Origin of the sequence: Leptolyngbya sp. FACHB-1624 (assembly GCF_047649235.1) — a bacterium.
Lineage (GTDB): Bacteria > Cyanobacteriota > Cyanobacteriia > Leptolyngbyales > Leptolyngbyaceae > Leptolyngbya > Leptolyngbya boryana.
Map to the genome: position 1 here is coordinate 5,478,886 of NZ_CP180258.1, position 26,767 is coordinate 5,505,652.

Here is a 26,767-nt window from a genome sequence, read left to right on the forward strand (position 1 = left end):
TCGTCATCAAGCTTCATGTGCCTAGATTTTGGCAGAGCTGCTGTGGTAGCTGTTTCAGCGATCGCTGAAAGATTTCAGGATTATCCAATCCTTGCGCCACAATCAAACTGCCCTGAATTGTAATTACCATATCTTCTCCGCGCTGCTGAGCTGTCGTCAAATCCAGTCCTGCATCTACTAAAACCTGTGCCACTGCGCGAATCCAAGCAGAATATCTAGCTTGAACACGATCGTGAAAAAGATCGCGCGCTGACCCTAATAGCAAAGTGGCGGTTATACAAGGCTGACGACCCGCTTCATAAAGTTCGCTCAAGCGATCGCACATTCGCTGTAGTTTTTCCAGAGCAGAATCATCCCCTTGCAACGTCGGTAATACATGCTCTGCCAACCATGCATCCAAATAATCCATCACCGCTTGCACCATCTCATCCTTGCCTCCAGGAAAATGGTGATACAAACTTGCCTTTCCTAACCCTGTCGCTTCAGAAATCCTCGCCAGTGTCGCTCCATCGTAGCCGTAATGCCGAAACAGTTGCAGCAAGCAGGGGATGTAAGTGTCTTTAGGCATGATTTAGGTATGAAAAGTAATTTTAGAAAGATGCTATTGACATTATACCGAACGAACGGTACAGTTTGACTAGACCGAACGAACGGTACAAATCTTTCTCACTTCGAGGATCAATCATGATTAAGCTCTATGGGCACGAAATGTCTGGCAACAGCTACAAAGTCCGCCTTTTTCTGGAACTGCTCAGTGTTGAGTATGAATGGATCAAAGTAGATCTGATGAAAGCAGAACACAAATCGCCAGAGTATCTAGCACTCAACTCCTTTGGACAGGTTCCTTTGCTCATTGATCAAGAAGTTAAGCTCGCGGATGCTCAGGCAATCTTAGTTTATTTAGCGCGACAGTACGGTGATGAACAATGGTTGCCGCTCGACGCGTTGCCGTTAGCTCAGGTGATTCGGTGGTTATCTACAACTGCTGGAGAAGTCCGTCAGGGACCAGAAAATGCGAGGCTCTACCATCTGTTCGGCACGACAAGCATCAATATTGAACGCGCTGAGCAAAAATCAGACTATATCCTGACTCAACTGAATCAGCACTTAAGTACACGCACGTGGTTAGAGTTTGAACATCCCACGATCGCTGATATTGCTGTGTTTCCTTATGTTGCCTTGGCACGAGATGGAAAAATTGATTTGGATGCCTATCCTCATGTGCTGGCTTGGATTGATCGGGTGAAGCAATTGCCAGGTTATATCTCGATGGCTGGGCTGTAGGTTGCTCAACTCAAGTCAAAAAGGAGGAACACGATGGCAATCTCAGGCTGGACGCGCACTGAATCTCCTTTCCATGCAGGCGAATTAGCAATTCAAGCCCGTCTGGGAGTCCAGGAACAGATAGATCAACAAGGGCGGCGGATGATTCGAGAATTTCTTCCCGAGCAACATCGCCAGTTCTTTGCCCAATTGCCTTACATGATCGTGGGGACACTCGATCCAGCGGGCAATCCCTGGGCTTCTATATTAGTCGGAAAGCCAGGATTTCTCTCCACTCCCAACGATCGCACTTTGCACATTGCTGCAAAACCTCTGTTTGGCGATCCGTTAGCAACTACTCTTGCAAATGGCATCGATATTGGGTTACTAGGCATCGACTTATCAACTCGTCGCCGAAACCGATTAAACGGAGTTGTGACGGCAACTGGAAAGGATAGCTTTGAGGTACAGGTCAGACAGAGCTTTGGTAATTGTCCTCAGTACATTCAAGTTCGTCGATCGCACTTTGCTGAGATTGATCCGACAGCACTCAAACCCGTCCATTCGATCATTCAGTTTGGAGAATCAGAACGATCGATGATCACAGCGTCCGACACATTCTTTATTGCAACTGCTTATCAAGCGAAATCCGCAGGATCTGCGAGTGGTGTTGATGTTTCCCATCGGGGCGGTAAACCGGGGTTTGTCAGGATTGATGACGATCGGACGCTCACGATTCCTGATTTTGCTGGCAACAATCACTTTAATACGCTTGGCAACCTAGAACTGAATCCTCGCGCAGGATTGGTGTTTGTAGATTTCGAGCAAGGTGACTTGATGTACTTGACAGGAAGTGCTGAGGTTATTTGGGAAGAGACTGAGATACGTGCTTATGAGGGGGCAGCGCGATTGTTACGCTTCCAACTTGAGCAGGGATATCGAGTAGAGGGTAGCCTTCCCTTGCGCTGGTCAGAGCCAGAGTTTTCGCCCTTTCTCGATCGCTAATTTCTCAGCAGTCTCAATCTACTCATCAAAACAAGACAAACAGTTACTAAAATTCGTCATGGTGATTCAAAATGCCTTCAACCCACTTTCCCTCTTCGGCAAGATGTAAATGAGCTTCGGAAGTTTTAGACTACACAGCTTGCTATGTGAATATTGCGATGAAAGAGCCTAAAATCGATCGACAGCGTGAACATCAAGCGAATGAGCGAACCTTTCTCGCGTGGCTTCGCACCTCAATTGCACTGATCGGCTTTGGGTTTGCACTGGCTCGATTTGGGCTTTTTCTCACCCAGTTGAACCTGAGTTTGACTCAACAGAATACGCCCCCACATCCCTTGTTCAATTCGCAAAATTTGGGGCTAAGTCTAGTGGTTTTGGGAATCGTGACGATCGCGCTTGCTGCTTGGCGATATAACCAAGTTTTTTGGCAGATCGAGCGCGGTGATTATCGCCCAGATCGATCGCTGGTGTGGATTATGACCGGCGCAGTGATTCTGTTGGGTGGATTAAGCATTCCGCTGATTATGTGGCGCGATCGAGAACTGCCGCAAAAGCCTATCCCTCAGAAATTGCTGCAACCGAGAATGACTAGGCGGCAGTAGCTTATATTTTTTGCTCAAACGCGATGAGTACTCCTGGCGTTCATCGCTCAATAGGTTTCAGAGAACAATTCTCTAGAGGCGTTGACAAATAGTTCGGGCTTCTAAATGAGTTGAAGAGTTAGCAAAGTATCCTTTGAACCAGCCACAGCTTGACTTCATTAAGCGATCGAGGTCTGAATCTAAGCGCCATACTTTCACTGTATTGTCATACCCCGCAGAAACCAATGTTTTACTATCAGCACTAAAACTGAGACTGAGAATCTGATTACTATGTCCTTCTAAGGTTCTCAGAAGCGATCCATCGGATACTTTCCAGAGATTAATCGTGTGGTCACTACTTGCCGATGCAAGCATCGTGCCATCGGGACTAAACTTGAGTCGTCTGACACTTCCACGATGCCCTCGAATTGTATTGATTACGGATTCCGTTTGAATATCCCAAATTTTAATCAGACTATCATCGCCTCCCGTTGCAAGTCGCTGACCATCCGTGCTGAAATCGGCGGTGAGAACCTGATTACTATGTCGATCGAAGGTTTTGAGCATTGCCCCCGTTTCAACATCCCAAATTCTCGCAGTTAAAAGATTACAAGCGGCTACGATTCGCTTACCATCTTCACTCATGCCAAGGCTTCCAATGCCACACCGCTTTTTAGAATCATCTTGAATCGTTCTGACAAGCTGCCCAGTTCCAACATTCCACAGATTAATCTTCTTACCGTCTCCACCTCCTGTCGCTAAAAGCTTGCCATCAGAACTAAACCGAACACTACCAAAACGATGATCATCCTGTAGATTGCGAACGATTGTTCCCGTTTTAGCATCCCAAATCTTGACAGTGCGATCGGAACTCGCAGAAGCAATTTTTGTTCCATCTGGGCTGAATCGAACACTTCTCACAGCATCTTGATGTCCCTTCAACTCTTTGATCGGTCTTCCAGTTTCAACGTCCCAAAGCTTAATTGAATGGTCTCCTCCACCTGCTGCAAAAAATTTACTATCTGGACTCAGACTCACGCTGATCAAATTCTTCTGCGAAACCTCGAAAGACTTCGGTTCACTAACCTGTAGCTTCCAAAGTTTGACGACTCCATCGACACCTCCCGATGCTAAAAATTGTCCGTCTGGACTCCAACTCAATGCCCATACTCGCCCATAGTGCCCTTTGAGAATTTGAGGGTGAGTCGTTTCATCTTGAATGTCAACCAAATTCCGTTGCTTGATTGCTCCATCAGAATCGGCTGTTACGATCGACTTGCCATCGGGACTAAATCTCACATTCCAAACTGAACTCGAATTATCAATTTCTTTGATCAGCGAACCATCTGCGACTTTCCATAACCGCACCGATCCGCCTTGACTCGCTGAAACAAGCTGTTGTCCATCAGGGCTGAAATGAACGGCTCTCACGACATCAGGATGACCCGGCAATTGGAGGCGTGCTTTTCCAGTCTGCACATTCCATAATCGCACCGTTCGATCGGCACTGGCTGAAGCGAGAGATGTGCCATCGGGACTAAAGTTGATGCTCGTTACCCAACCCGTATGACCTGAGAGCGATCGCAAAAATTGTCCATCCGAAACTCGCCATAGCTTGATCAATTTATCAGAACTACTCGTGGCGAGCATTTGACCATCAGGACTAAATCGCACACTTCTTACATTGTCTTGCTCAGTCTTTACGGTCTTGACCAGTTCCCCCGTTTCAACGTTCCAAAGTTTTACAATGCCATCTCGACTCGCGGAAGCCAGTAACTTTCCATCTGAACTAAAATGAACACTCCAGAGGCGATCTGCGTGTTCTAGTGTTCGTATCAGCTTTCCAGTTTGAGCTTCCCAGAGTTTCGCTGTGCCATCTTCACTCGCTGAAGCAATGATCTGACCATTCGGGCTGAAATTGAGTTCTAAAATGCCATTCGCATGTCCTTCTAGGCGATTGTATTCTCGAACTCCATCGACTGCTTGATATAGTGTTGCAGTGATCTGTTGCCGAATTTCTGGTTTGATCGATTGCGATCGCTCTAAAGTTTGCAGTTTATGCCCTGCTTGAATTGCCATGAGCAACGCCTCAAAAGGGCTAGATTCATAAACTCTTTGAGCTGAGAGATTGAGTTGCCGCAGTTCAGCTTCATTCAATTCATGTCGTGCTTGCTGAACTTGAAAAGCAACCAGACCAGCTGTAAGCAACGATAGACTTAAAATTGCTGAGCCGATCGCGATCGTACGTTTCGCTTTCTTCTGAGCAGCGTTTAGCGTTAGATTCGCTTCCGCGAGAATTTGACTCTCTTCTGCTTGGACAGAAAGCGCATGTTGAACTGCTTGTTTTTCTAGGTCTTGGCTTGCTGCTAGAAAGCGATAGTCTAAAACGCTTAAATCCTGATATTCTGACCATTCCAGCGCATCTTTTAAGGCTTGTCCTCGAAGTAATCGCGATTCATCCTGGCACTCAGAAGCAATCCACGCATTGAAAGCTTCTACATAAGGACGGCATTTCTGGAATTGTTTCTCAATCCACTCCAAATTGAAAACTTGAGCATAAATCTTGTTATAGACTTTTAACTTACCTTGCTGTTTAACAACTAATCCTGAAAGCTGGAGTTCTGTTTGCTCAGGGCTGCTGTCTGCGGGTAGTTCTCCTTGCTGTAAGATTTGCTGATAAATTCCTAAAAGGCGGCTGACTCGCTGTTCATTGCGAAACAAGCGATCGCGAATTGTCCTCAAATGTTCTGGTTCGTCCTGTGCTTCCCAGTTGTCAATAATTCGATCTTGAATCAAGCAGCTAATCGAATTAAATTCTGGATGCTGAGTCACAAGTTGGCAGATTTTCTGAGTGAGAAAAGGTTGCCCACCTGTCCAAGCGAGGATTTCTGCTAGTGCAGCTTCAGGATTTCCAAGATGAGACAGTCCTTGTGCCAGCGTTTGAGCTTCCTGAATCTGAAAACCATGAAGTGCGATCGCTCGTCCGATATTAAATGGCGTTTGCGTTTTATCTGCAATCAAGTCAGAAGGCGTTGCAACACCCAAAAGCGCAAACGTGAGCCGATGATATTCGGGATGATCTACCCGACGATTGTAAAAGTATCGAATCAGCGCGAAGAAATCATCGAGCGAGAAATCCTGACTGAGAACACGATCGATTTCATCAATAAAAATCACAATATCAGTGCGAATCTCAGTCAGCAAAATTTCATCAATGAATAGATTGAGTCGCTGAATGGGAGAAAGGAGATCTTGCTGCGATCGCCACCAGTTTCGCCAATTTACTTTATTTCCTAATTGGCAACTACTGACGATCGCATTGACGATTCCCGCATACCACTTTTCAGCCGTAACTCCTTGCGTCCCGATTCCAGTCAAATCAATAAAAGCACAAGTAACCCCATCGGCTTGCAGTCGTTGCATCGTTTGAACTCGCAAGCTAGATTTACCCATTTGACGAGAGTTCAACACATAGCAAAACTCTCCAGCTTTTAGCGCGCGATAAAATTCCGCATCTGCTTCGCGTGTGACATAGCTTGTTGCTGTTGTTGGAAGACTTCCACCAACCTGGTATGCGTAGTGTCGAAGTTGCTCTGCCATAATCTCACCAGACCAATGCTGATTCAATCAATGTACTGTAGTTTTCTGGCACTGAGTTGGATCTCTGCAAAGACCCGACTTTATCCCATCTATTGATTCAATGACCTGACTTTATACAGCAGCCAACACTCGACCAAAGTAATCTCGATACAAATTGCACCAAGGTGTAACAAAATTGCCTCGTCTCTGAACTAACCCCATACTATGCAATTTGTAAATTTGCATTGAAGCGAGTTCCACCGCATTCGGCGAGAGAACAACCGTCTTAAATGCTTCCAATAGTTGCGGTAACTGCTGTAGAACTTCCAAATAATGCCGCAGATGAGCATTATAAACTCCTGACTCTGTAGCAGCTTCCTGCAACAATTGTTCTAATGTCACTCTCCCAGTTGCAACATAATACAAAGATAAACGCACTAAATAAGGATGTCCGCCTACCGTTTGCATCAAAGCTTCAACCTGTGTTGGGTTCCAACTGAGTCCATGCAATTGTGCCAGAGATTGAATCTGTTCTCGATCGAATTCCGACAATTCCACTGGAACTCCTGCATTAAAGGGAGATTGATTGATGTCTAAAGGAATATATGCCTCGGTTGAATGGGCAATCACTAATCGTAGACGTTTCCATAAATCGACAATCTTGCCTTTCTCGTGCCAACTTCTGAGCATTCCGAGAACATCTTCAACCACTGTAGAATAAGGAAATAATCGATCGACTTCATCAATACCGAGAACTAACGGACAATCGATTTTAGGAAGTAAATATTCTTCAAAGTAAGCTGTGCAGTTATCATTACTTCCCAAAATCTCAGTATCCCAATAGTCATCTAAGCAATTTTTCAGTTTCAATTGCCGACCCACCATGCAGCATAGCCAGCGGAGAAACTTATCTAAATCAGTTAAAATTGCGCGATCGACACTGCTCAAATCCAGATACACAGCTTGACAATTATGATTCGCTGCATAGGACAAAATTCGAGTGAGCAGAGAGGTCTTACCCATTAAATTCGGAGCTTTGACCCGAATCAATGCTCCAGGATTGAGAACAGTCTCATAGCAGAGTAGCTCAACTCCCGTACGCTCAACATACATAGACGAATCTAATGCCACTGCTCCTTCTGGAAACGGTAAATTTGGAGTAACTTCAATACTTCTACTCGGTTGAGATCTTCTCAGAGCTTCCCTAAAGTTCTTTTTCGTCACTCGCTCTCCAATCGCGATCGACAATTTTCTCCAAAGCTTATTTCCAATATCTTTATTCAAATACTCTGCACTGTAACCATAGCTTTTTGCCATATCATCATAGGTTTGTTCTTCCCACGATGCTTGCAGTACTTTGATTTCAATATCACTTAAATGTTGATTGAAAGCGCGAAACACAACATTATCTGCGATCGCTTTAGCGTCAGCCCACAACAGCTCTGATTCTAGCTCTATCATGTCAAGTTTCCCTCTTGTCATAGCTGTTCTTACGCTGACCTTATTTTAAATATGCACTCTGGATTTGACGATTACCCCCTCGGCTAATCATTTTCATCTCCTGATTTAATCTGATTTTTCCAGTACAACCCATCCAAAAAGCCTGATTTTACTCCCCTGGCACTCAACAAATCCTCAGCCGACAATACCAGTAACAAAGTCACCCAGCGCAAGCATATTTACAATTTGTTCGCCCTATAGACTTTGTGCCATCTATTAATGAATGAGGACAATCACCATGAAACGCCATCTTTTAATTGCTTTGAGTTCTGTCGCTGCTCTCTCAATGTCTGCTATTAACGCGATCGCTGCCACTCCCAATCCTCAGCCGGGTTGCCCCGATGGTTGGGTTCCCCGTCCCCCCGAATTGAATCCTGCTCTCGGTGAATGTATGCCAGGTGAGATTGCGCCCCCTAGCGGAGGTGGAATTCTGAAAAAACAACTTCCTGATCTGAAAATTAGGGGATATCAGTTTTCTGAGCGCGCGCCGCAATCTGTTAGAGTACAAATTATCAATCAGGGTAATACGATCGCGAAACCAAGTAACCTAAGACTGACGGTTACTCAAATCAAGGGAGTAAAAGTCAATCGAATGCTTGAAGTGCAGCTTCCCGCGTTTAAACCGCATCAATCCTCTAACTTTCTCGTGAATGCAAGTGAAATTTTGCCCAGTGATGTTGATCTCAAAGATACAACATTTCGCTTGAAAGCAGATGCAACACTGCTAGTCAATGAGTCCGACGAGTCTGATAACGTTGCTCTACATCATCCCTAGCTCAGTAAGCTCGCAAGATTTCTAAATCTACTCGTTTAGCTTGATGAGCAATCAGGTTGTATCTTTGCAAAACATTTAGCCATCAAGATACAACCTGACGACTGCATCCTCTACATTGCACAGTCGTGAAGGCTATTCATTTCGACAACACACTTTGATTCTGTAAGGTTACTGACCATGAAACGAATTGCGATCGCTACTTTAACAATGCTAGGTCTTGTATTTCCCCTTGCTAGTAAGACCTTAGCAAGCCCGATTGATGATCCAAATAATATTGATTGGGCATCGATTCGAGGCTATGACAGCAAGGATTTTAACGAATACTTCAACAAGAAAAAAGCAGAAGGATACCGAGTCGTTGATCTCGAAGTCGATGAAATCAATGGCAAAGCAAATTATGCTGCAATCTTTCAGAAAAATACAGATCAAAGAGGCTGGGCAAGCTTACGAGATTTGTCTGACGAAGAGTTCTCCAAACGCTGGAATGAGTTCAAAGACAAAGGATTTCGGCTGATTGATCAAGAAGCTTATACCTTAAATGGAAAGCGTTTCTATGCAGGCGTTTGGGAAGAAAACAAAGGAAATCTAGGATGGGTTTCGTATCGGAATGTTGACGGAGAAGAATTTGGCAAGCGCTTCAAGCAGTACAGCGATCAAGGCTTCCGCATGATTGATACAGAAGCCTACTCCAGTGGTGGTAAAACGCTCTACAGTGCAATCTGGATCAAGAATACAGACAATGTAAACTGGGTTGCGTTCCGTGATATGTCTGAATCTGCCTATGCAGAGAAGTTTAAGTCTCTCAGTGATCAAGGCTATCGATCGCTAGATTTTGAATCCTATGTTCGCAATGGTGAGCAACAATATGCCGCGATTTGGGTGAAAAACAATGGTAGAGCCTGGGCATCTCGACGCGATATGACGGCAAATCAATACGCGAACTGGTGGAAAACCTACACCGATGAAGGCTACCGTTTAGTAGACTTTGAAGCCTACAACACCCCCCAAGGAACTCGCTATGCAGGCATCTGGCGGCAAAATGGCGAAAAACTTTCCTGGCAACCGAAAAAAGCTGTTGACAATGCGATTTCAGACTATCAAAAGCAATTCAATATTCCTGGAATTAGCGTCGCGATCGTACAAAACGGCAAACTGATCTACACTCGTGGTTTTGGCTATGCAGATATCGAACAGCAGAAGGTTGCTCACTCTGGCACAGTTTTCCGAACCGCATCAGTGGCGAAACTCATTACAAGAGCTTTGACGTTGCGCTTGGACGACCAGAATGTGTTGTCGATCGACAAACTGACTCGAACATATGTGCCCATTCTTCCCCAACATCACACTCACACTGTTCGCCAACTTTTAGAACATCAGTCGGGAATTCGGCACTATCGAGGCAGTAAACGCGCAAACTGTGAAGTCCCCAACAATCCAGCATGGAAGGATTCGAGCAACACTCAATACGCCACTTCAACTCAAGCGACTCAACTGTTCCGTGATGATCCGTTAATGTTCTCTCCGGGAGCTAAAACTTGCTATAGCACCCATGCTTATACAGTCGTAGGCGCGGCAATCGAAGGAGCATCTAAACAATCTTTTACAGGCATCTTCGATCGCGAAATTACTCAAGGATTAGGACTTTCTACTTTACGTCCTGAGCTGATTTCTCAAGCAAATCCGGAGCGTGCTACACTTTACCGCGACAAAACCAGTTCTGCTGCCAAAAACGTTCCCTCAACACGAGACAACATCAGTTGGAAAATAGGCGGCGGCGGACTCGAAACTTCCAGCGTCGATCTTGCTCGATTTGGCATGAGATTACTTCCTGGTCAGTCCTTCCTCTCCCAAAAATCTTATGATGACCTATGGAGAGGGCGCAAAACGATTCAGCATAGCGGTGCTCAGAATGGTGCAAATTCTTATCTCCGAGTTCATTCTGAAAAAGGAACAGTGATTGCAGTCCTCTCGAATCAATCACTTGAGCTTGGGGAGAATGATCCCAACCAAGATGAAGCAGGTGTAGGCAAGTTAACCGATGCAATTAGCAGCATTATCCTGAAGGATTAACAATCCAGATAGCTGGTTGAGAAGAGAGATTTCACCCTCTCTTCTTATGCTTTGTCTAACGACTTGAGAGGCACGTATGCCATAGAAGCCGATAGAAAGGGCGCAGGGGGTAGAGATCGGAGATTTTGTCTACTTCAACAGAATACGATCGCTGTTGTTCGATCTGTTCGATCTGATTGTGCATCGTTTAAGTAGCTAGGCGGAATTAAACTTAAAACGCTCTAGTGCATATCCCCCCGCTTGACTGCGGACTTCCATGCCTTGGATCACCGCCTTGGCTAAATCATACTCGTCTTCAAACATCCGTCCCGCAATCTCATGCGCTTTGAGTTGATGCCACTGACCTTCGATCAGATTGAGATGAGCACTGTAGGGCGGCAGAAAAAATAGCAATAATCCCTGAGTCTCCCATCGCTGCCAGTGGGGTTTGACGAGTTCGCATGTGTGAATCTTACAATTGTCCTGCACCACGACCGTTAACCATCCTGTTTCTGCCAAAGTCACCGCTGCTTTGTCCGCAATCCAGTCCATGACTTTGAGATAACTCTCGCCCTCAAACCCACCTTGGGCAAGGGCATAATCGAACTGCTGTTCGGGTTGCCACAGTCCCAGAATACTGATGCGATGGCCGTGGGTGGGCACTTGTTCCAAACATTTCTGAGTGCCGACTTGACTGTAGCTATAGCTAACCGGACTCGCTAGACAGAACCCTGCTTCGTCTAAATATTTCAAGTCGATGTCTCCTGCTTTAGCAGCAATTTCAAGCATGGTGAGGTCGGCAAGCTTCACTTCATAGAGAGTTGGGTCTTGCTGCTGGTGTTGCGAGTGGCGAGTCCGCTTCCATCGCCACCCCTTTTTTTCAAGATCCGTCGAAGTCGGTCTGGACTCAATTGCACTTGGCGATCTTGTTCGAGTTTTACCGAGAGTTGTTCACTCGTGTAGGTACGCTGGTCTTGCTCTAGACACTGCTCCAAATGCTGCATGTCCGCCTCCTGCCAGCGTCGTTTCGCTCCCCGTCCATGCGCTTCCCACTCCGCCTAGTCCAACTTGTTCCCACCGCTTCAAAGTGGCACGCACCGTGTGTTCGTGGCACTCAAAAATCTCAGCAATGGCTGGAACCGTCCATCCTTGCGCGTTGAGTCGCAACATATGAGCGCGATCTCGCGTCCGTTGCGGCACGGTTTGGGCGAGCCGCAATTCGCTCAAAGTCCGATCTTCTTCGTCAGTCAATGTGATCCGAAGCGGCGCAGGCATAGGCATGAACCGAAAACCTTACAACACTGATGTGTCTGATGATGAGTGGAAAATCATCAAACCATTCATTCCGGTAGTTCAACCTGGTGGTCGTCCACGTTTTAGAAACATGCGCGAAATTATTAACGCTATCTTCTACATCCAAAGAGCAGGCTGTGCTTGGCGCTTACTTCCACACGAGTTTCCACCCTGGCAAACGGTGTATCATTACTTTCGCACTTGGCGCATCGCGGGTGTATGGGAAGCAATGCTCAAAACGGTTCGCGAACACGTTCGCCAGAAGCTTGGAAGAGCAGTGACACCGAGCGCAGGCATCCTCGATGCTCAGTCTGTCAAAACTACTGAAGTCGGTGGAACAGAACGCGGTTATGACGGCGGCAAAAAGGTGAAAGGGCACAAGCGTCACTTGCTGGTCGATACGCAAGGATTTGTCCTGAAAGCTAAGGTATTAGCCGCAAACACAGCAGACCAAGAAGGAGCAAAACAACTGCTGATGGGCATTCAAGTTCAGTTTCCCCGCTTACAGCATTTGTGGGTAGACGGGGGCTACCGCACAACGTTTGTCACTTGGGTCAAAGAGCAGTTAGGTTGGACGGTGCAGCGTGTGCAACATCCGAATGCGGGGTCACGTCGTCGCATCACGATGCCAGGTGTGGAACCTGCACCGATTGACCGCAGTTTCAAAGTGATTCCGCGCAGGTGGGTCGTTGAACGGACTTATGGCTGGCTTGGACGGTACCGTCGCTTGAGCAAAGACTACGAGTTTCTGCCGGAAACGTCCGAAGCGTTCATCTACACGACCTCTCTCCGTACACTGCTACGAAGACTAGCATAATCTGCTACTTCTCAAACGTCCTCTTATTTCGATATCGGTTCGAGCAGGAAGAATGCAGATCGCGCGATCCGTTGAACGCAAATTATTTGGACTCTGAAAATGAAACTCTCTGAACTTTTGAATCAATTACTCGATCGAGGCTTCAATCCTGAAATTCTCAGCAGTGGAGAGATACTTTGCCGCATTAATCTGGATTATGAAAGTTTCGGCTTTACCCTCGTTCTCGGTGAATTTATTCGCTGTATTGCTTGGAGTACTTACGCTGGACAGAGTTACTTCGATCGCGTCTTTCCTGACTTGAATCAAGCACTCTTTGCGGCACAAATGACGGCGGTTTTCGACGATGCCAGACTGACTGAAGCGATCGTGCATCTCGGAAATTGAGCCACTTACAAATTTTGTAAACCTCCAAATTCAAACAAACAAAAGCGGGACGATCGGATCACGAGCCGAGCAGCGTCCGCGCTACCACCTTTCCCAGACAGTGTGGAAAAGTCTTCTCTGGCGTGACTTCAAGCCCAGCTTTACTGGACGGAAAATCCGACGCACTCTGGGTGTTGCTCACAGACGCGATTCGCCGGAGCGAAGACTTCGCATTTATCCAAACGGATAAATGGAAGCAGGGCAACGTCGAATGATTGTTGCTTGTCCAGCCAGTTTGGCGCAAAAGGTGACGTGTAGCCAGTAATGGATGAGCGCGATCTGAAAGAGGAACCAACTTGTTATGACGCTCGGAGAAAATTTAGGGCACTCTACAGATGCCTCTTAATTTGAGTAGTGAACTGCCATGAATCGCGTATTAGTTTGGTTTGGATTTGTTAGCTTAAGTGCTGTCATTTCTGTGGAATCTGCGATCGCTCAAGTCATCCCTGATGGCAGCTTGCCGACCAGTGTGACGAGTCCGAATAACCTAAACTTTACGATCGACGGTGGCACCCGTAACGGCAACAATCTGTTCCATAGTTTCGGTCAGTTCTCTATCCCCACAGGCGGTTCTGCCCTCTTCAACAATGCCACCGATATTCAAAACATCTTTAGTCGGGTAACTGGGGGAACGGTCTCTAATATTGATGGACTGATTCAAGCGAATGGCAGTGCAAACCTATTTCTGCTCAATCCCAATGGCATTCTATTTGGTTCCAATGCCTCGTTGAATATTGGCGGTTCCTTCCTCGGCAGCACAGCGAATAGCATCAAGTTTGCGGATGGGACAGAATTCAGTGCGGGCAATCCGACCAGTCCGCCTTTACTGACAATGAGTGCGCCGATCGGTCTACAAATGGGACAAAATCCGGGGGCAATTGTCAACCATGCCCAAGGTGCTCCTGGATATCAAGGCTATCCGATCGGACTACGGGTTCCAAATCAAACAACCCTCGCATTGCTCGGTGGAGAAATCCTGCTCGATCAGGGTAACCTGCGGGCAACCGAAGGGCATATTGAATTGGGGAGTGTTGCCGGAAAAAGTTATGTCGGTCTCAAGGCTAGCGGCAATCGATGGTCTTTTGATTACGGACAGGTGACAGGATTTAATGACATCACCGTGCAGAGATCGATGATTGATGTGAATGGGAATGGGGCGGGCGGTATTTATGTCGCAGGGCGCAATATTACCATCCAAGAAGGTGGCAGACTGATGGCTCGTAATCTGCCGGGAAGCACTCAAAATGCGCGCGATGATATTAAAATCCAGGGCAGTCAGTCCATTGTTCTTCAGAGTGGATTTGTCTTTCCAGGGTCAGGTTGCACAGTTCAAATTTGTGGTAGTTTAATCTCAAATACAACCCAAGGTCAGGGGAATGCAGGCACAGTCGTCATGACCGCCCCGAATATTCAGATGCTCGATGGAGGACAGGTAGTGCTTGGCGCACGGGGCACAGGAGCCTCCGGTATAGGTGGTAAAGCGGTGATTCAAGCGGACACTCTTGACATTGTTGGAATTAGTAAACTAGCGAACTTTGCGAGTGGCATTTCAGGTTGGATGACCAATGGGGCTTCAGGTCAAGGTGGCGATGTGGTGGTGAATGCTGGACGGTTACGCGTCCTCAATGGTGGGAGCATCTCCGTTTCTTCGCGGTCTAGTTTTGGCAGTCTCGTTCAAAGCGAAAATGCAACTAGTACTGCTGGGGCTGGAAATCTTGAGATCAATGTCCGAGAGTCAGTTGAGGTATCAGGGGTCGGCATTGCGTCAACCGGAGTAATCTCCCCCAGTACGCTAGATGCCTCTGTCTTTAGTGATGCCAAGGGACGGGGTGGAAATATTCGGATTAACACCGATCGGCTTTTGATCAGCGACGGTGCCCGAATTTCTACCTCTATTGATGCTGCGCAAGCCAGTGGGAATGCCGGTAAGTTAGAAATCCGGGCGCGGGAAGCGAATATCTCAGGCAACTTTAGCCCCAATCTGCGCAGTGAAATCATAGCAACTTCTAGTGGACAGGTTGCCGCAGGATCAATCAACATGAAGGTCGATCGTTTAACTGTGGAAAACTCCGGACGGGTTTCGGTTAGCAGCACAGGTTCAGGTGATGCAGGCAACATCAGCATCGATGCCAAACAAATCTTGCTCAAAAACCAGGGCACCCTACAAGCCAATACAAATTTGGGTGGAGAAGGCAATATTACAATCGCCAGTAATGCCTTAATCCTCAGATCTGGCTCAAGTATTACGACAAATTCTGGTAGCAACGTGAGTGGTGGCAACATCAACATCAACTCGGATGTCATTGTCGGATTAGGAAATAGCGACATTGTTGCCAATGCCGTGAAAGGTCGGGGAGGAGATATCACCCTCACGACGCAAGGACTGATTGGGCTAGTCTTTCGCAATACGCTCACGCCGCAAGCTGATCCCACTAACGATATTACGGCGAGTTCCGAATTCAATGTCAATGGCACTGTGCGAATCAACAATATCGGCATTGACCCGAATGCTGGCTTAGTCGAACTCTCGCAAACCCTAATCGATAACAACCAGCAAGTTGCAGCCGGGTGCTCATCGAATCAGGGGAGCCGTTTTGTGATGACCGGGCGGGGTGGCATTCCGATGAATCCGATGGAGCATACCCCGCGCGATCGTACTTGGGCAGATCTACGCTCCATTTCGCCTGCTCAGACTCGATCACTTGCCCAATCACCTCAATCTCCTGTATTAGTCGAAGCAAGGGATTGGCGACGCAATCCGCAGACGGGCAAAGTGGAATTGATTGCTGCTCGTCCAGCCAGTTTGGCGCAACAGGTGACGTGTAGTCAGATGAGCGATCTCATACAATATCGATCAGAAGAGCAACTTGTTGCAACGATCGAATAAAAATTAGAGCGTTTTACAGATATATTTTGATGGGATGAACTGCCATGGATCACCCGTCGCTGCCAAGTCGAGCCGAATTAGAGCAATTTTACAAATCTTTTATACCTGTTTTGAATCGGAAGCGCCTTGCTGGGGATTCTGGTTGGAGCGAAGATTTCGCATCTATTCAAACGGATAAATGGGAGCAGGGCAGGGAGTTCAGGGAGTTCGACGTTGCCTGCAGCTAGGCGAAGCCACCGGATCAGCCGATGTAGTGAGAGACGTTCGTAATATCGCGATGTCCACTGATCTGCGCGATTTCATGAGGCGCATATCCCTGCTTATGCAGATTGGTAATGCCGCTGCGACGAAACGAATGGGTAGATGCGCCATCAATGCCAACCCGATCGCAGGCTTCTCTCAAAATCCCATCCGCCATTCGTGCCGTTAAATGTCCTGTCTTGCTGCCACGCCGACCAGGGAACAGGTAAGGGGAGTTGACGGAGGCGCGATCGCTCAGCCAATCATCAAGGAACGGCTTCAGATTTGTATCGATCGCAATCTGGCGAGTCGCACCCTTACCCTTCGTCGTTGCCTTGCGAAATGTGATCACACCGTTCTGGATGTCACTCACCTGCAACTGGACACATTCACTGATCCGGCAAGTGGTGAAGTAGCAGATTGCAAAAATGCAGCGATCGCGATTCGTCTGCAATCCTTCCGAGAATAATTTAGGCAACTCATTCGCGCTGAGGATTTTTGCCTTGCCGTGACGGTTCACTTTTTGAGCAGCTTGCGGCTGAAAGTTGAGATCAAAGTTCATTGTCCCCGCACGCTAGTTGAAACTACCCACTTTCGTGGGAGACTTTAGTTGCTACACACCTCCCGATGGCTGTAAAAGGGAGCCGTGATAGGTTTGAAAGAAAAACACTATCATGAGTGACCAACGCCGAGGTAGCCATACCGTCACCCGTCTAAGCGCCCATCTCGTCTGGGTGACAAAGTATCGATATCCTGTCCTCAAAGGCGAGATCCAGAAGCGGTGTCGAGAATTGATCATCCAGATTTGCGATGCTGAGGACGTGAAGATCCTCAAGGGAGTGGTGAGTAAAGACCATGTGCATATGCACATCGAGTATCCACCCTCAAAATCAATAAGCGATCTCGTGAGGCGGATCAAGGGTCGCACGTCGCGATTGCTACAGCAAGAATATCCAGAGTTGGAGAAACGGTATTGGGGGAAGCACTTTTGGGCGATTGGATACGGAGCATGGAGTACAGGGAACCTAACGGAGGAGTTAGTGCAAGAGTATCTGGAACATCATCGAAATCCATCGAATCAGGACAACGACAATTTCATGCTGGAATGAGTTAACTTGGGCTTTCAGCCCTAAAAGAACCTATGTACTTTCAGTGCATAGTGGTTTAGTTCGGCGCGAACAATGCGACTAATGCGATCGAATGTACCCATACTTAGAACCAAATAGATTGATGAAGTATCTTCGTGTGCGATCGCGGACTTCTAATCCTAATCAAGTGTGTGTTAGAGTCGTGGTATAAGACTTCCAGCTATTAAAATCAGCTTCTAACACACAAAAAGAGGCGGTATCAATCTCGGTATTCATAGTCTTCCCTTAGGTTTCTCTCCCTTAAAAAGCTGTGAATACGCTTTGATATCGCGTCTCACTTATTCGGTTGTAAGCAGGTTTTAGGATCAGATTTGGCTCACGGCTTTCACCCAATCGCTATAACCCAAAGGCGGCACCCAGATTCGAACTGGGGGTGGAGGTTTTGCAGACCTCTGCCTTACCACTTGGCGATGCCGCCGAATTGCATCGCTACTATCATATCACTTTGTGCCGAATAAACGATCGCCTGCATCACCAAGTCCCGGAATAATATATCCATGTTCGTCTAACCCTTGATCGATCGCGGCTGTATAGATCGGAATCTCAGGATGATGCTCTTGAAAATGCCGAATGCCTTCCGGGGCTGCCAAAATACAGAGAAACTTGATGGATTTAGGATTGGTTTGCTTGAGACGATCGACGGCTGCGATCGCAGAATTGCCCGTTGCCATCATGGGATCAACGACCAACATATCGCGCTCTTCGGTATCGTCAGGCACTTTGAAATAATATTCGATCGGCACAAGCGAATGCGGTTCGCGATAGATGCCGACATGCCCAACTCTTGCCGAGGGGATTAATTGCAGAATGCCATCGAGAATCCCTTGCCCTGCCCGCATGATCGAGACGACAACTAATTTTTTGTCGGCGGCTAAGACAGGAGCTTCCATCTCAGCCATTGGAGTTTGAATCGTTTCGTAGCGCAAGGGCAAGTCGCGAGTGACTTCGTAAGCCAGTAACATACTGATTTCGGTCATCAGCAATCGAAATTTTGCTGTGCTGGTCGTTTCTCGTCGCATCAAACTGAGTTTGTGCTGAATCAAGGGATGAGCGATAATTGTTAAATTTTCAGCCATAGTCAAAAAACAGTTCCGTCACTAGAAATTTGAATTGGGGGAGTTCCGCCGGGGCGAAGAGCGGCGGCAATTTTGCGTCCGGCTGTCCAGGTTCCGCCTTGCAGAACTTTGACAAGTGGGAGCGACTCAGGCGTTAAATCGAGCTTTTTGCGAATCGTGGCAGCAATGCGATCGAGTAAACACACGGTTAAAGCACGCCATTCAACAATCAACTCTGAATCAGCAGCATGGGAAATCTCTGCCAGTTTGGAATCTTTGAGTTGGAGCAGCCCCAAATCGAGACATAAGCCACCATTTCGATATTCGGGGAGCCCGGTCATTTGATCGAGATCAATGATTTTCAGTCCTAAATCTTGCAAGGGTTCGAGTAGAGAATAGGTCAACCATTGCGAGAGCTTGTGAAACGGAACAAGCTGATCTCCTGATAAAGACGAATGTTTCCACACGTCGCCTAAGTTCACGCCGTCGATCGATAATCTCCCCGACCAGATTTCGCCCAATCCAGTGAGAACAGCATTCAACACAACGACCGCAGAAAGCTTTCCTTGGTCAGCGTGAGCGATGAGATAATCAACCAGATTGCCAGGACGAGGCACTTCACCAAACAGATCGGGGGATTGCTCGATCGTCTGTCCCAACTTTTGCAGCAGCGTGGAACGTCCTTCCAAGCCAACCAACGGATTTTCAGAACTGACTTGAAAAAAAGCACCGATCTGCTCAGGTGTGATCTGCTTTAGGGCTTCTGCATCCGCTTGATAAGGATGCTGCGAGAAAGCACTTTGGCAGAAGGCATCAAATGAAGCGATCGCTAAACCTTCCGATCTCGTCCAGATTTGATCGGTCGCTGCTTCGTGATATTTCCAGCGATCGCCTGCGCCTGCATCCAGCAACACGCTCGGAATCACGAGATCGAATTTTGCTTTTGCTTGCTCGATTTTAGACCGTGATTCGATCGCCTGTTCAAGCTGCTGGACACGAGGAATATTGCCGACTTCAAAATGTCGCCATCGACTATGAAACGGCACATCCAAATCAGGATAATGTTCGCGAATCACCGCGATCACGTAATCGGCAACGGCATCAAGCTGCGTCAGATCGACTCGAAAATAAGGGAGTTGATCAGCCTGGGCTAGCTCGAAGAGTTCGTTGCAGCGCTCTCGAATCGCGGTGGGCGATCGCAAATATTCAACTCGATTAGTCACTCAGTCCTCGTCCTTTAATCTCAGCTAAGGCTTCTTCGGTGAGCACTTCACTTTCGGTGTAGTATCCTGCCGCTTTTTTTGCCTCGATTTCGACCATTGCATCCGCTGGAATCAATTCTTCTGGAATCGGCACGCGCGTCACAATTTCAATGCCCGATCGCGTCACAGCATCGTGTTTCATATCGCTCATCGAAATAAAGCGATCGATGCGCGTAATCCCTAACCAGTGCAGCACATCCGGCATGAGTTCTTGGAATCGCATATCCTGAACGCCTGCCACACATTCGGTGCGGGTGAAGTAAGCATCCGCACGATCGCCGCCTTCTTGACGTTTCCGAGCGTTGTAAACCAAGAATTTAGTGACTTCGCCGAGGGCACGTCCTTCCTTACGCAGATAAACGATAATGCCTGCGCCACCTTGTTGAGCAGTTTGCACACATTCTTCGATGCCGTGAACCAGATAAGGGCGACAGGTACAAATATCAGACCCGAAGACATCCGAGCCATTGCATTCGTCGTGAACGCGGACGGTAAGCGATCGATTAGGGTCAGTAATCGCGTCAGGATCGCCCACGATATAGACGGTGATGCCGCCAATTGGGGGCAGAAAGACTTTGATATCGGGACGGGTAATCAGTTCAGGGAACATGCCGCCCGTTTGCTCAAATAAGGTGCGACGTAAGAGGCTTTCTTCAACGTGCAGGCGTTTTGCCAGTCCGGGAAGATACCAAACTGGCTCGATCGCGGCTTTAGTTACGACTAAATCGCCGCCTTTTTTCATGATTTCGCCATCTTCTTGCAGGCGACCTTTGGCGATCGCGTCTTGCAGTTCTGGCATATTGATGTGCGCTTTGGTAATTGCGATCGTCGGTTTGATGTCGTAGCCTTGCTCATAGAGATCGCGATAGACTTCTCCGACAATTGCCCCAAAAGGGTCGAGCGAGACAATTTTATCGGGATCTGACCAGGCTGGATGGGCGTGAAGCAAGGCAGCCGGAGCCGTATTCGTTAAATCAGCGCGATGGTTGGCATCGAGTTTGCCACTGGCGACAGCGAGAGCACGATAGACAGCATAAGAGCCAGAATGCGTTCCGATCACATTACGGTGGGCAGCCGTGGTGAGTGTGCCAATAATTGCACCGCGTTTGATCGGATCGGCTTCGCCCCAGTGGATGGCGATCGATTTAGAAAATTTGGCGGGATGAGATGTGAGAACGATCGGACGTGGCGTTGAACGTTTGGGCTGACTGACCATAGACACTTCGCACCGAGTCGGGTTTTAAAGTTCTGATCGTATCAAGAGACTTGAACAATGAGTAGTGTCTTAGGTAGCAGACAATCGGATTTTCTTGTAAATGAATTTTTCTCGAAACTTATTGCTTGCCATAAGTGAAAGGTGTCCCCCACATTGTCCAGTTCTCTTTGTTGAAGGGAGAACGCCAGCGCTGGATCAGGGCAAGTTCGAGTTTTTGGCGATCGCGGGTTTTGACGGGAGCATTTGACCAGAAGGCGATGCCGAGTGAGGAGGGGAGTTGATAGTCGTAGTGCGCTTGCCGATAGTTGAGTAAGTAGCGTTTGCAGTCGTGTTCGCCTTTCCAGCGTTGATTCGATTTGATGGTTTCACCGACATAGAGAACGATCGGAAGTTCGTAATCAATCACGAAATAGAGGGCTGCAACGCCTTGATCTTCGGCTTTTTGTCGCCAAAATTGGGTGTTTTGTTGGGGAAGTTTGAATGGGTCGATCGCGTACGGATCAGTTTCGATCGACTCAAAGAGTGAGACTTGCTGTTGGGGAGTCAGAGCCGTTTGATAGTTGAAAATTCTCTGTTTCCAGTCTTTGAGCACAGACTCGCTGAGGTTTAAATGCTCACGTGAGGCAGATTCGTTTGACCAATCAGCGTTGGTAAACAAAGAGGGCTGTTCAACAATCATAGGGGGCGTGATGATCGACTGCGATAGGATATCACGCTATTGCGAAGTTGAGGATTTCGGTTGAGCAGGTTGCTCAAATAGACTTCTCGGAGCAGCTTTTCGGAAAGCTCCGCAGTAGTGCATGGTCAGAACTGCTTTATATGCCCAATCTTGAGGAGAAACATCGACAAAGGGATTAGGCAGAGTCTCAGCTCGATTTTGGGTGCACGCTTGGTAGATCTCTTCAGAAGTGGGTTGGCGTACAGGAGCCTGGGCAACCGTCGGACGCGAGAGCCATAAGGTCGTGGAGAGAAGTGATTCTAGCATTGTGACGTTGAAGCGCAACGCGATCGATTCTAGCGCTGAAATCCTTGAAGTCGGGCAACTTGCCCGACTCCACCGTTAATCCAGTTGTTTACTTGATGGCTTGAAACCCAGTTGGGCAAGCGGCAGGCTGATTGTTTGGCACATTCAAAGGCAACTTGGGTAGAACTGGCTTCGCTTCTTGACTGACACAAAGACGAGTCATCGATACCTTTTCCTGCGAGCCACGGGAAGTCGAGACTAAACCGATGTAAGTTTTGAAGCCGCCCGCTTTGGGAACCGCAGCAACGACCGATAAACGAGTGCGATCGCCCTGAGAAAAGACCCGATAGGCATATTGCTCAGAGTCTTCTAATCCCAACTGTAACTCGTCAACTTTAGTAGCAAATTTGGTATGTTCCAGCAAGTAAGCTTGCTGGGCGCGCATCATCGCTTGTACATTCGGAAGCGTCTGGGCTTCGGCTTCCTTTTGTCGGGCATCGGTTTCGTTTTGAAATGCCTCGGCTAAATTGGCATTGCGGGTCTCTTTTAGGCTCGCCCCTTCTAGAATTGCGGCTTTTAATAAGGCAGATTGTAAATCAGCACGATCGAGCACTGCTCCTCTCAAATTTCCTTGAATCAAACAAGCATCCCTGAGGTTTGCGCCCGTGAGATTTGCATTGGTCAAATTGCCCCGAATTAAGACTGCACCCGCAAGATTTGCTCCAGCGAGATTGCTCCCAACCAAATTTGCAGGCACAAATTCTAGCCCAAGCCGCCGAAACTCTTCGTTCTCCTTCTCAGGACTGGGGAAAGGTGCATTCTGGCAAATTAGGGCAGTAAACATTGCAGGAGAGTACGTAGACCCAAAGAAGGGGATTGCAGTGCTTCGGATCGATCGAAATCCACTGAAGAACACGCCACTGAGATTTGTCTCGCTTAAATCTGCACCCTGTAAGTTCACACCAATCAAATCAGCATTCTGAAGTTTTGCACCGCGCAGAGTCGCACCTCGAAGTTGCACACCTGTGGTCGTTGCATTCTTCAAATAGGCTTGGGTCAAATTAGCCTGCGTGAGATTGGCATTTTCGAGGGTTGCTCGATCGAGATAAGCCTGCTGCAAATTTGCACCACTTAAGTCGGCATCGCTAAAGTTTGCCGAGCCAAGATTCGCACCTTTTAAAATTGCGCCTTTGAGGTTCGCATTGACTAAATTTGCACCGAATAAATTTGCGTCTGTGAGATCAGCGTTACTCAAGTCACAATTTGGACACTGATTTGTCTTCAGTAACCGCTGTAAATGATCCGGGTTGGCAGCGTTAGCAGGTGATACGGTTGCAAAGAATGCAATTCCGGGGAAAATGGCGAGAAGAAGTCGTCTCATCGTGAGAAAATGCTACGTTCAAATTGAGTTGACATATGATACTCGAACGCTCTCCCGCTCAGCCTACGATTAAAGTCGCGGATTTTCGGCGCGATTTTGAGGCAATTCAAAGCATTCGGATACGTGTTTTTCAAATCGAACAAGGCGTAGATGCCGCACTAGAATTTGATGGATTAGACGCAGATGCCGTACACTTTTTAGCCTGGGTTGGACAAGATGCAGTCGGAACATCAAGAATTCGATTTCTCTCTCCCCAAACTGCAAAAATGGAACGATTAGCCGTTTTACCTGAATTAAGAAAATACGGAGTTGGTCGCCAAATTGTCGAAACCGTTTTAGAATTTTTGGCTAACAAAAATATCGCGACTGTGCAAATTCATGCTCAAAGTGCAGTGGTTGAGTTCTATCGAAAACTTGGATTCATTCCTGAAGGAGAGGAATTTGAAGAAGCAGGAATTCCGCACATCAAAATGAGCTATACATTTTAGAGAATTGGGATAGGTGTGAGTGTTCGCAAAACAGCAATCTTCGGCTTGGAGAAATGGAATTCCGATCGTGGTCACGGTCTGGGCAATCGGCTTTGTTGTCGATCGCGTTTGGTTTTGGGTTGATCGATCGGTTCCAGCGTGGGATCAAGCTGAGTATTTAACGGGTGCAATGAATTTCTGGCGAGCCTTCCAGCAACCAAGCTGGTTTTCGCAAGAGTGGTGGACAAGCGTTTGGCTTTTGACTTCTAAGATTCCACCGCTTGTATATTTAATCACTACTCCTTTTATTCAGATATTTGGCACCGGGGAAACGCAATCTACGTTAGTCAATTCATTGTTTAGTGCGATTCTACTCGCATCCGTTTATGGATTGAGCCTTCGACTCTTTAATCTCCAAGTCGCCCGATGGGCAACAATGCTGTGCTTATTGCTACCAGGATTGTCTGTAATTCGATTGGATTACTTGATCGATTTTCCACTGAGTGCGATCGTTACACTGACATTTTTTCTATTAACGCTTTGGGCGACGGATACGGTTCGCCCGGTTGCGGATCAGCAATCTCAAGTCGTGACTCAGCCCAGCGTTGTTTCTGTGACTCAATCGATTGCGATCGTGCAGTCTTTCCCATTACCTCAAATTTCTACTTTGCGATCGTGGTTGTATGCAGCAGGATTTGGGGTTTCGTTTGGGCTTTCCTTGTTAACGAAACAACCCGCACTATTTTTCTTATTCACTCCGATTGTGTGGCTAAGTGTTGTTTCCCTTCGGAAAAGAGCTTGGCGACGATTCATTCAGTTAGCAGTGGGAATTGCGATCGCCATTGCAATCTGTTTACCGTGGTATCGCACGAATTGGTTAATTATTCTGACTGCGGGAAAACGAGCAACCGTTGATAGTGCGATCGCAGAAGGTGATCCTGCTTTAACGAGTATTGAAGCTTGGATTTATTACTTCAAAGCGCTGCCGGGTTTAGTGTCTGTGCCCTTATTTGCGGCGGGAATCGCGGGATTGCTTCTGTATTGGAAGCGATCGGTGATCGAACAACAATGGTCGCAAGTCGAAGGGCGCTGGCTCAAAACTCTGGACTATCGAGGTATGGGGCGCAGAGGTTACAGACGAGAAATTTATCAGGCTTGGTTTCAGTCGGTGCGTTGGTTGTTGATCTTTTTGATCGGCGCTTATCTGCTCTGTTCGTTGAATGTGAATAAAGACGATCGCTATATCACACCTTTACTGCCCGTATTAGCGATTTTGCTCGCTCAAGGCTTGCTGCTCTTTCCCGATCGCTTAAAGATTTTCCGCTGGGGTGCGATCGCGCTTTCTAGCATTTTGATGATGTTCAGCTTATTGCCGCTCGAACTCAGCCCGAAATTTCTGCAACTTCCTCATGCACGTCATGCAGTACTCGCGAGCGATTGGCATCAAGCGGATGTCGTGAATGCTGTGATTGAAGCTGACCCTGCTTTAGTCACGACGATCGGAGTTTTGCCTTCGCTACCAGAATTTAATCAGCACAATCTTAACTATCAAGGCACGCTGAGAAACTTTCAGGTGTACGGGCGGCAAGTCGGAACGAATGTGAAACAGGTCGAACAAGATGCACGATCGCTGAATTGGTATGTCACGAAAGACGGTGCTTCAGGAGCAATTCGACGACCTCAAGCGTATGCTGCTTTAAATACTGCGATCGCTGAAAACCCAGATTTCCAATTGCATCGAATTTGGAAGCTCCCGGATCAAACTCAACTTCAACTTTACCGCCGAGCGATTGCGCCGATCCGCGTTGCTCCCCATCCCCAACCGATCCAGCAAGTCAAACTCGAACAAATCCGGATTCCGAATCAAGCGGCTCCTGGAAAACCGATGCCTGTAACCTATCGTTGGTCAGGGTCTTGGAAACAGCTCCGCTCTGGCTTACTGTTACTCACTTGGAACCGAGTTGCAGACGATGCGACGACTGCTGCAAATCCGCCTGTGACACGTTGGTTTCATGACCATGCGATCGCGCTTGGCAACCTACAACCGAGTTCACATCCTGAGCAGGCAGCTTTTCAAATTACAGAACGGCTTGCGGCTTTACCGCCTCCCAATGCTCAAGGAACCTACACGTTAACTGCCGCTTATCTAAACCGTGAAACGAAAGCGACTTATGCGATCGATGTTCCCGACATTCGCTTAACGATTGCTCCGACTGCGACGACTGAAGCTCCAGAGTTAGATTTTGTGACTCAACTGCGCTCACTTGCCACAACGATGCCGCAGGGCATCAAAGCGCTCGATCGTATCTTTGAGAAAGTGGGTCAACTCAATCAATATGATCCGGTTCAGGACTATGTAACGCAGGCTCGACAGATTCTCGAATACCGCTTCAATCAAGAGCCAGATAATCTTGAGTTTGCCTATGGATTAGCACTCGCCAATGTCCTCAAACGCCGCGTTCAACCTGCGATCGAAACGTTTGAGCGGATTACGCAATTAGATGCGAAAAACCCGATCGCTTATGCTTATCTTGCTTTCGTGAATTTGTATGATTTTCGAGCGTCAGCGGCTCAGAAAGCTTTAAATTCAGCGATCGCGCTCAATCCAGCTTTGAAAGAACTACGATCGCTCAATGCTGTAGCAGGATTGATGCAAGGAAATCTCGTACAAGCTTGGCAGGAATATCAGCGATCGAGCTAAAGCAATCAAACGTTAGACTGCGGATTGCTTCTAGACGATCGCACAACTCTGCCCGACAGATAACGTCAGTTCGGGTTAATGTTTGGGCGGCTGGCGAATGGAATTCGCGCCTAAATAGACAAAGTGCGCGGCGGCGCACTCACAGCCCTCTTCAAAAATTA

Annotated in this window: 25 protein-coding genes and 1 tRNA gene; 12 read left to right on the plus strand and 14 right to left on the minus strand. The window is 47.5% G+C overall.

From position 1 onward, the window contains the following. Positions 1-13: 13 nt before the first annotated feature. Complete coding sequence (locus tag ACMUEV_RS26045; RefSeq protein WP_190652428.1) at positions 14-568, minus strand: TetR/AcrR family transcriptional regulator; 555 nt, start codon at positions 566-568, stop codon at positions 14-16. 116 nt (positions 569-684) lie between these two features. Between ACMUEV_RS26045 and ACMUEV_RS26050 the strand changes: the two genes are divergently transcribed. The 3 genes from ACMUEV_RS26050 to ACMUEV_RS26060 all read left to right on the plus strand — a co-directional run bounded on the left by ACMUEV_RS26050 (position 685) and on the right by ACMUEV_RS26060 (position 2,870). Then, positions 685-1,284, plus strand: a complete 600-nt coding sequence (locus tag ACMUEV_RS26050; RefSeq protein WP_190652429.1) for a glutathione S-transferase family protein — start codon at positions 685-687, stop codon at positions 1,282-1,284. Positions 1,285-1,317: 33 nt separating this feature from the next. Beyond that, entirely contained in the window at positions 1,318-2,268 is a 951-nt protein-coding gene (locus ACMUEV_RS26055; RefSeq protein WP_190652430.1) for a pyridoxamine 5'-phosphate oxidase family protein, read from the plus strand. 158 nt (positions 2,269-2,426) lie between these two features. Next, complete coding sequence (locus ACMUEV_RS26060) at positions 2,427-2,870, plus strand: YidH family protein (RefSeq protein WP_036044364.1); 444 nt, start codon at positions 2,427-2,429, stop codon at positions 2,868-2,870. A gap of 72 nt (positions 2,871-2,942) precedes the next feature. Here ACMUEV_RS26060 and ACMUEV_RS26065 read toward each other — a convergent pair whose 3' ends face one another. Together ACMUEV_RS26065 and ACMUEV_RS26070 are read right to left on the minus strand one after the other, a co-directional pair. Beyond that, a complete protein-coding gene (locus ACMUEV_RS26065; protein WP_190652431.1) occupies positions 2,943-6,449 on the minus strand; it encodes an AAA-like domain-containing protein in 3,507 nt (1,168 codons plus the stop codon). Positions 6,450-6,560: 111 nt separating this feature from the next. Then, positions 6,561-7,889: an AAA-like domain-containing protein gene (locus ACMUEV_RS26070; protein ID WP_199329631.1), complete on the minus strand. Its 1,329-nt coding sequence runs from the start codon at positions 7,887-7,889 to the stop codon at positions 6,561-6,563. A gap of 277 nt (positions 7,890-8,166) precedes the next feature. Between ACMUEV_RS26070 and ACMUEV_RS26075 the strand changes: the two genes are divergently transcribed. Further along, positions 8,167-8,703, plus strand: a complete 537-nt coding sequence (locus ACMUEV_RS26075; RefSeq protein ID WP_190652432.1) for a CARDB domain-containing protein — start codon at positions 8,167-8,169, stop codon at positions 8,701-8,703. 177 nt (positions 8,704-8,880) lie between these two features. Continuing rightward, positions 8,881-10,773, plus strand: a complete 1,893-nt coding sequence (locus tag ACMUEV_RS26080; RefSeq protein WP_190652433.1) for a serine hydrolase — start codon at positions 8,881-8,883, stop codon at positions 10,771-10,773. Between the two features lie 195 nt (positions 10,774-10,968). Here ACMUEV_RS26080 and ACMUEV_RS26085 read toward each other — a convergent pair whose 3' ends face one another. From ACMUEV_RS26085 to ACMUEV_RS26095, 3 genes are read right to left on the minus strand one after another with little or no spacing between them, the layout of a single operon-like run. After that, positions 10,969-11,541, minus strand: a complete 573-nt coding sequence (locus ACMUEV_RS26085) for a transposase (RefSeq protein WP_415354697.1) — start codon at positions 11,539-11,541, stop codon at positions 10,969-10,971. 17 nt (positions 11,542-11,558) lie between these two features. Continuing rightward, complete coding sequence (locus ACMUEV_RS26090) at positions 11,559-11,756, minus strand: hypothetical protein (RefSeq protein WP_242044643.1); 198 nt, start codon at positions 11,754-11,756, stop codon at positions 11,559-11,561. Then, positions 11,704-12,033, minus strand: coding sequence for a helix-turn-helix domain-containing protein (locus tag ACMUEV_RS26095; RefSeq protein ID WP_348251548.1), 330 nt, complete (start codon positions 12,031-12,033; stop codon positions 11,704-11,706). Before ACMUEV_RS26095 ends, ACMUEV_RS26090 begins: the two co-directional genes overlap by 53 nt. Here ACMUEV_RS26095 and ACMUEV_RS26100 point away from each other — a divergent pair. The 4 genes from ACMUEV_RS26100 to ACMUEV_RS26115 all read left to right on the plus strand — a co-directional run bounded on the left by ACMUEV_RS26100 (position 12,032) and on the right by ACMUEV_RS26115 (position 16,172). Then, entirely contained in the window at positions 12,032-12,862 is an 831-nt protein-coding gene (locus ACMUEV_RS26100) for an IS5 family transposase (RefSeq protein WP_190652434.1), read from the plus strand. The genes ACMUEV_RS26095 and ACMUEV_RS26100 overlap by 2 nt on opposite strands. 99 nt (positions 12,863-12,961) lie before the next feature. Further along, positions 12,962-13,246 (plus strand): hypothetical protein, encoded by a 285-nt coding sequence (locus ACMUEV_RS26105; RefSeq protein ID WP_190652435.1) that lies wholly within the window; start codon positions 12,962-12,964, stop codon positions 13,244-13,246. Between the two features lie 122 nt (positions 13,247-13,368). Next, positions 13,369-13,500, plus strand: a complete 132-nt coding sequence (locus ACMUEV_RS26110; protein ID WP_277880423.1) for a hypothetical protein — start codon at positions 13,369-13,371, stop codon at positions 13,498-13,500. Between the two features lie 149 nt (positions 13,501-13,649). Further along, positions 13,650-16,172: a filamentous hemagglutinin N-terminal domain-containing protein gene (locus ACMUEV_RS26115; RefSeq protein WP_190652436.1), complete on the plus strand. Its 2,523-nt coding sequence runs from the start codon at positions 13,650-13,652 to the stop codon at positions 16,170-16,172. A gap of 241 nt (positions 16,173-16,413) precedes the next feature. On the opposite strand, the gene ACMUEV_RS26120 is transcribed toward ACMUEV_RS26115, so the two are convergent. Then, a complete protein-coding gene (locus ACMUEV_RS26120; protein ID WP_190652437.1) occupies positions 16,414-16,974 on the minus strand; it encodes a tyrosine-type recombinase/integrase in 561 nt (186 codons plus the stop codon). Between the two features lie 112 nt (positions 16,975-17,086). Here ACMUEV_RS26120 and tnpA point away from each other — a divergent pair, with 112 nt between their 5' ends. Continuing rightward, a complete protein-coding gene (tnpA, locus tag ACMUEV_RS26125) occupies positions 17,087-17,521 on the plus strand; it encodes an IS200/IS605 family transposase (protein ID WP_415354698.1) in 435 nt (144 codons plus the stop codon). Positions 17,522-17,907: 386 nt separating this feature from the next. Here the strand turns inward: tnpA and ACMUEV_RS26130 are convergent. The 7 genes from ACMUEV_RS26130 to ACMUEV_RS26160 all read right to left on the minus strand — a co-directional run bounded on the left by ACMUEV_RS26130 (position 17,908) and on the right by ACMUEV_RS26160 (position 23,438). Beyond that, a tRNA-Cys gene (locus ACMUEV_RS26130) sits at positions 17,908-17,978 on the minus strand. 22 nt (positions 17,979-18,000) lie between these two features. Next, complete coding sequence (upp, locus tag ACMUEV_RS26135) at positions 18,001-18,636, minus strand: uracil phosphoribosyltransferase (protein WP_190653716.1); 636 nt, start codon at positions 18,634-18,636, stop codon at positions 18,001-18,003. Between the two features lie 2 nt (positions 18,637-18,638). After that, on the minus strand, positions 18,639-19,838 hold the full coding sequence (locus ACMUEV_RS26140; protein ID WP_190653717.1) for a DUF1688 family protein: 1,200 nt from the start codon (positions 19,836-19,838) through the stop codon (positions 18,639-18,641). Continuing rightward, positions 19,831-21,093, minus strand: coding sequence for a GTP cyclohydrolase II (locus ACMUEV_RS26145; RefSeq protein WP_017286155.1), 1,263 nt, complete (start codon positions 21,091-21,093; stop codon positions 19,831-19,833). The genes ACMUEV_RS26140 and ACMUEV_RS26145 overlap by 8 nt, the downstream gene beginning before the upstream one ends. A 118-nt stretch (positions 21,094-21,211) precedes the next feature. Then, positions 21,212-21,772: a hypothetical protein gene (locus ACMUEV_RS26150; protein ID WP_017286154.1), complete on the minus strand. Its 561-nt coding sequence runs from the start codon at positions 21,770-21,772 to the stop codon at positions 21,212-21,214. A gap of 36 nt (positions 21,773-21,808) precedes the next feature. Next, the gene (locus ACMUEV_RS26155) at positions 21,809-22,078 is read right to left on the minus strand and encodes a hypothetical protein (RefSeq protein WP_017286153.1); all 270 of its coding nucleotides are present in this window, start codon (positions 22,076-22,078) and stop codon (positions 21,809-21,811) included. Positions 22,079-22,166: 88 nt separating this feature from the next. Further along, on the minus strand, positions 22,167-23,438 hold the full coding sequence (locus ACMUEV_RS26160; RefSeq protein WP_017286152.1) for a pentapeptide repeat-containing protein: 1,272 nt from the start codon (positions 23,436-23,438) through the stop codon (positions 22,167-22,169). Between the two features lie 35 nt (positions 23,439-23,473). Between ACMUEV_RS26160 and ACMUEV_RS26165 the strand changes: the two genes are divergently transcribed. Beyond that, on the plus strand, positions 23,474-23,926 hold the full coding sequence (locus tag ACMUEV_RS26165) for a GNAT family N-acetyltransferase (protein WP_017286151.1): 453 nt from the start codon (positions 23,474-23,476) through the stop codon (positions 23,924-23,926). Between the two features lie 19 nt (positions 23,927-23,945). Beyond that, positions 23,946-26,606: a glycosyltransferase family 39 protein gene (locus ACMUEV_RS26170; protein WP_199329759.1), complete on the plus strand. Its 2,661-nt coding sequence runs from the start codon at positions 23,946-23,948 to the stop codon at positions 26,604-26,606. Positions 26,607-26,767: the final 161 nt, after the last annotated feature.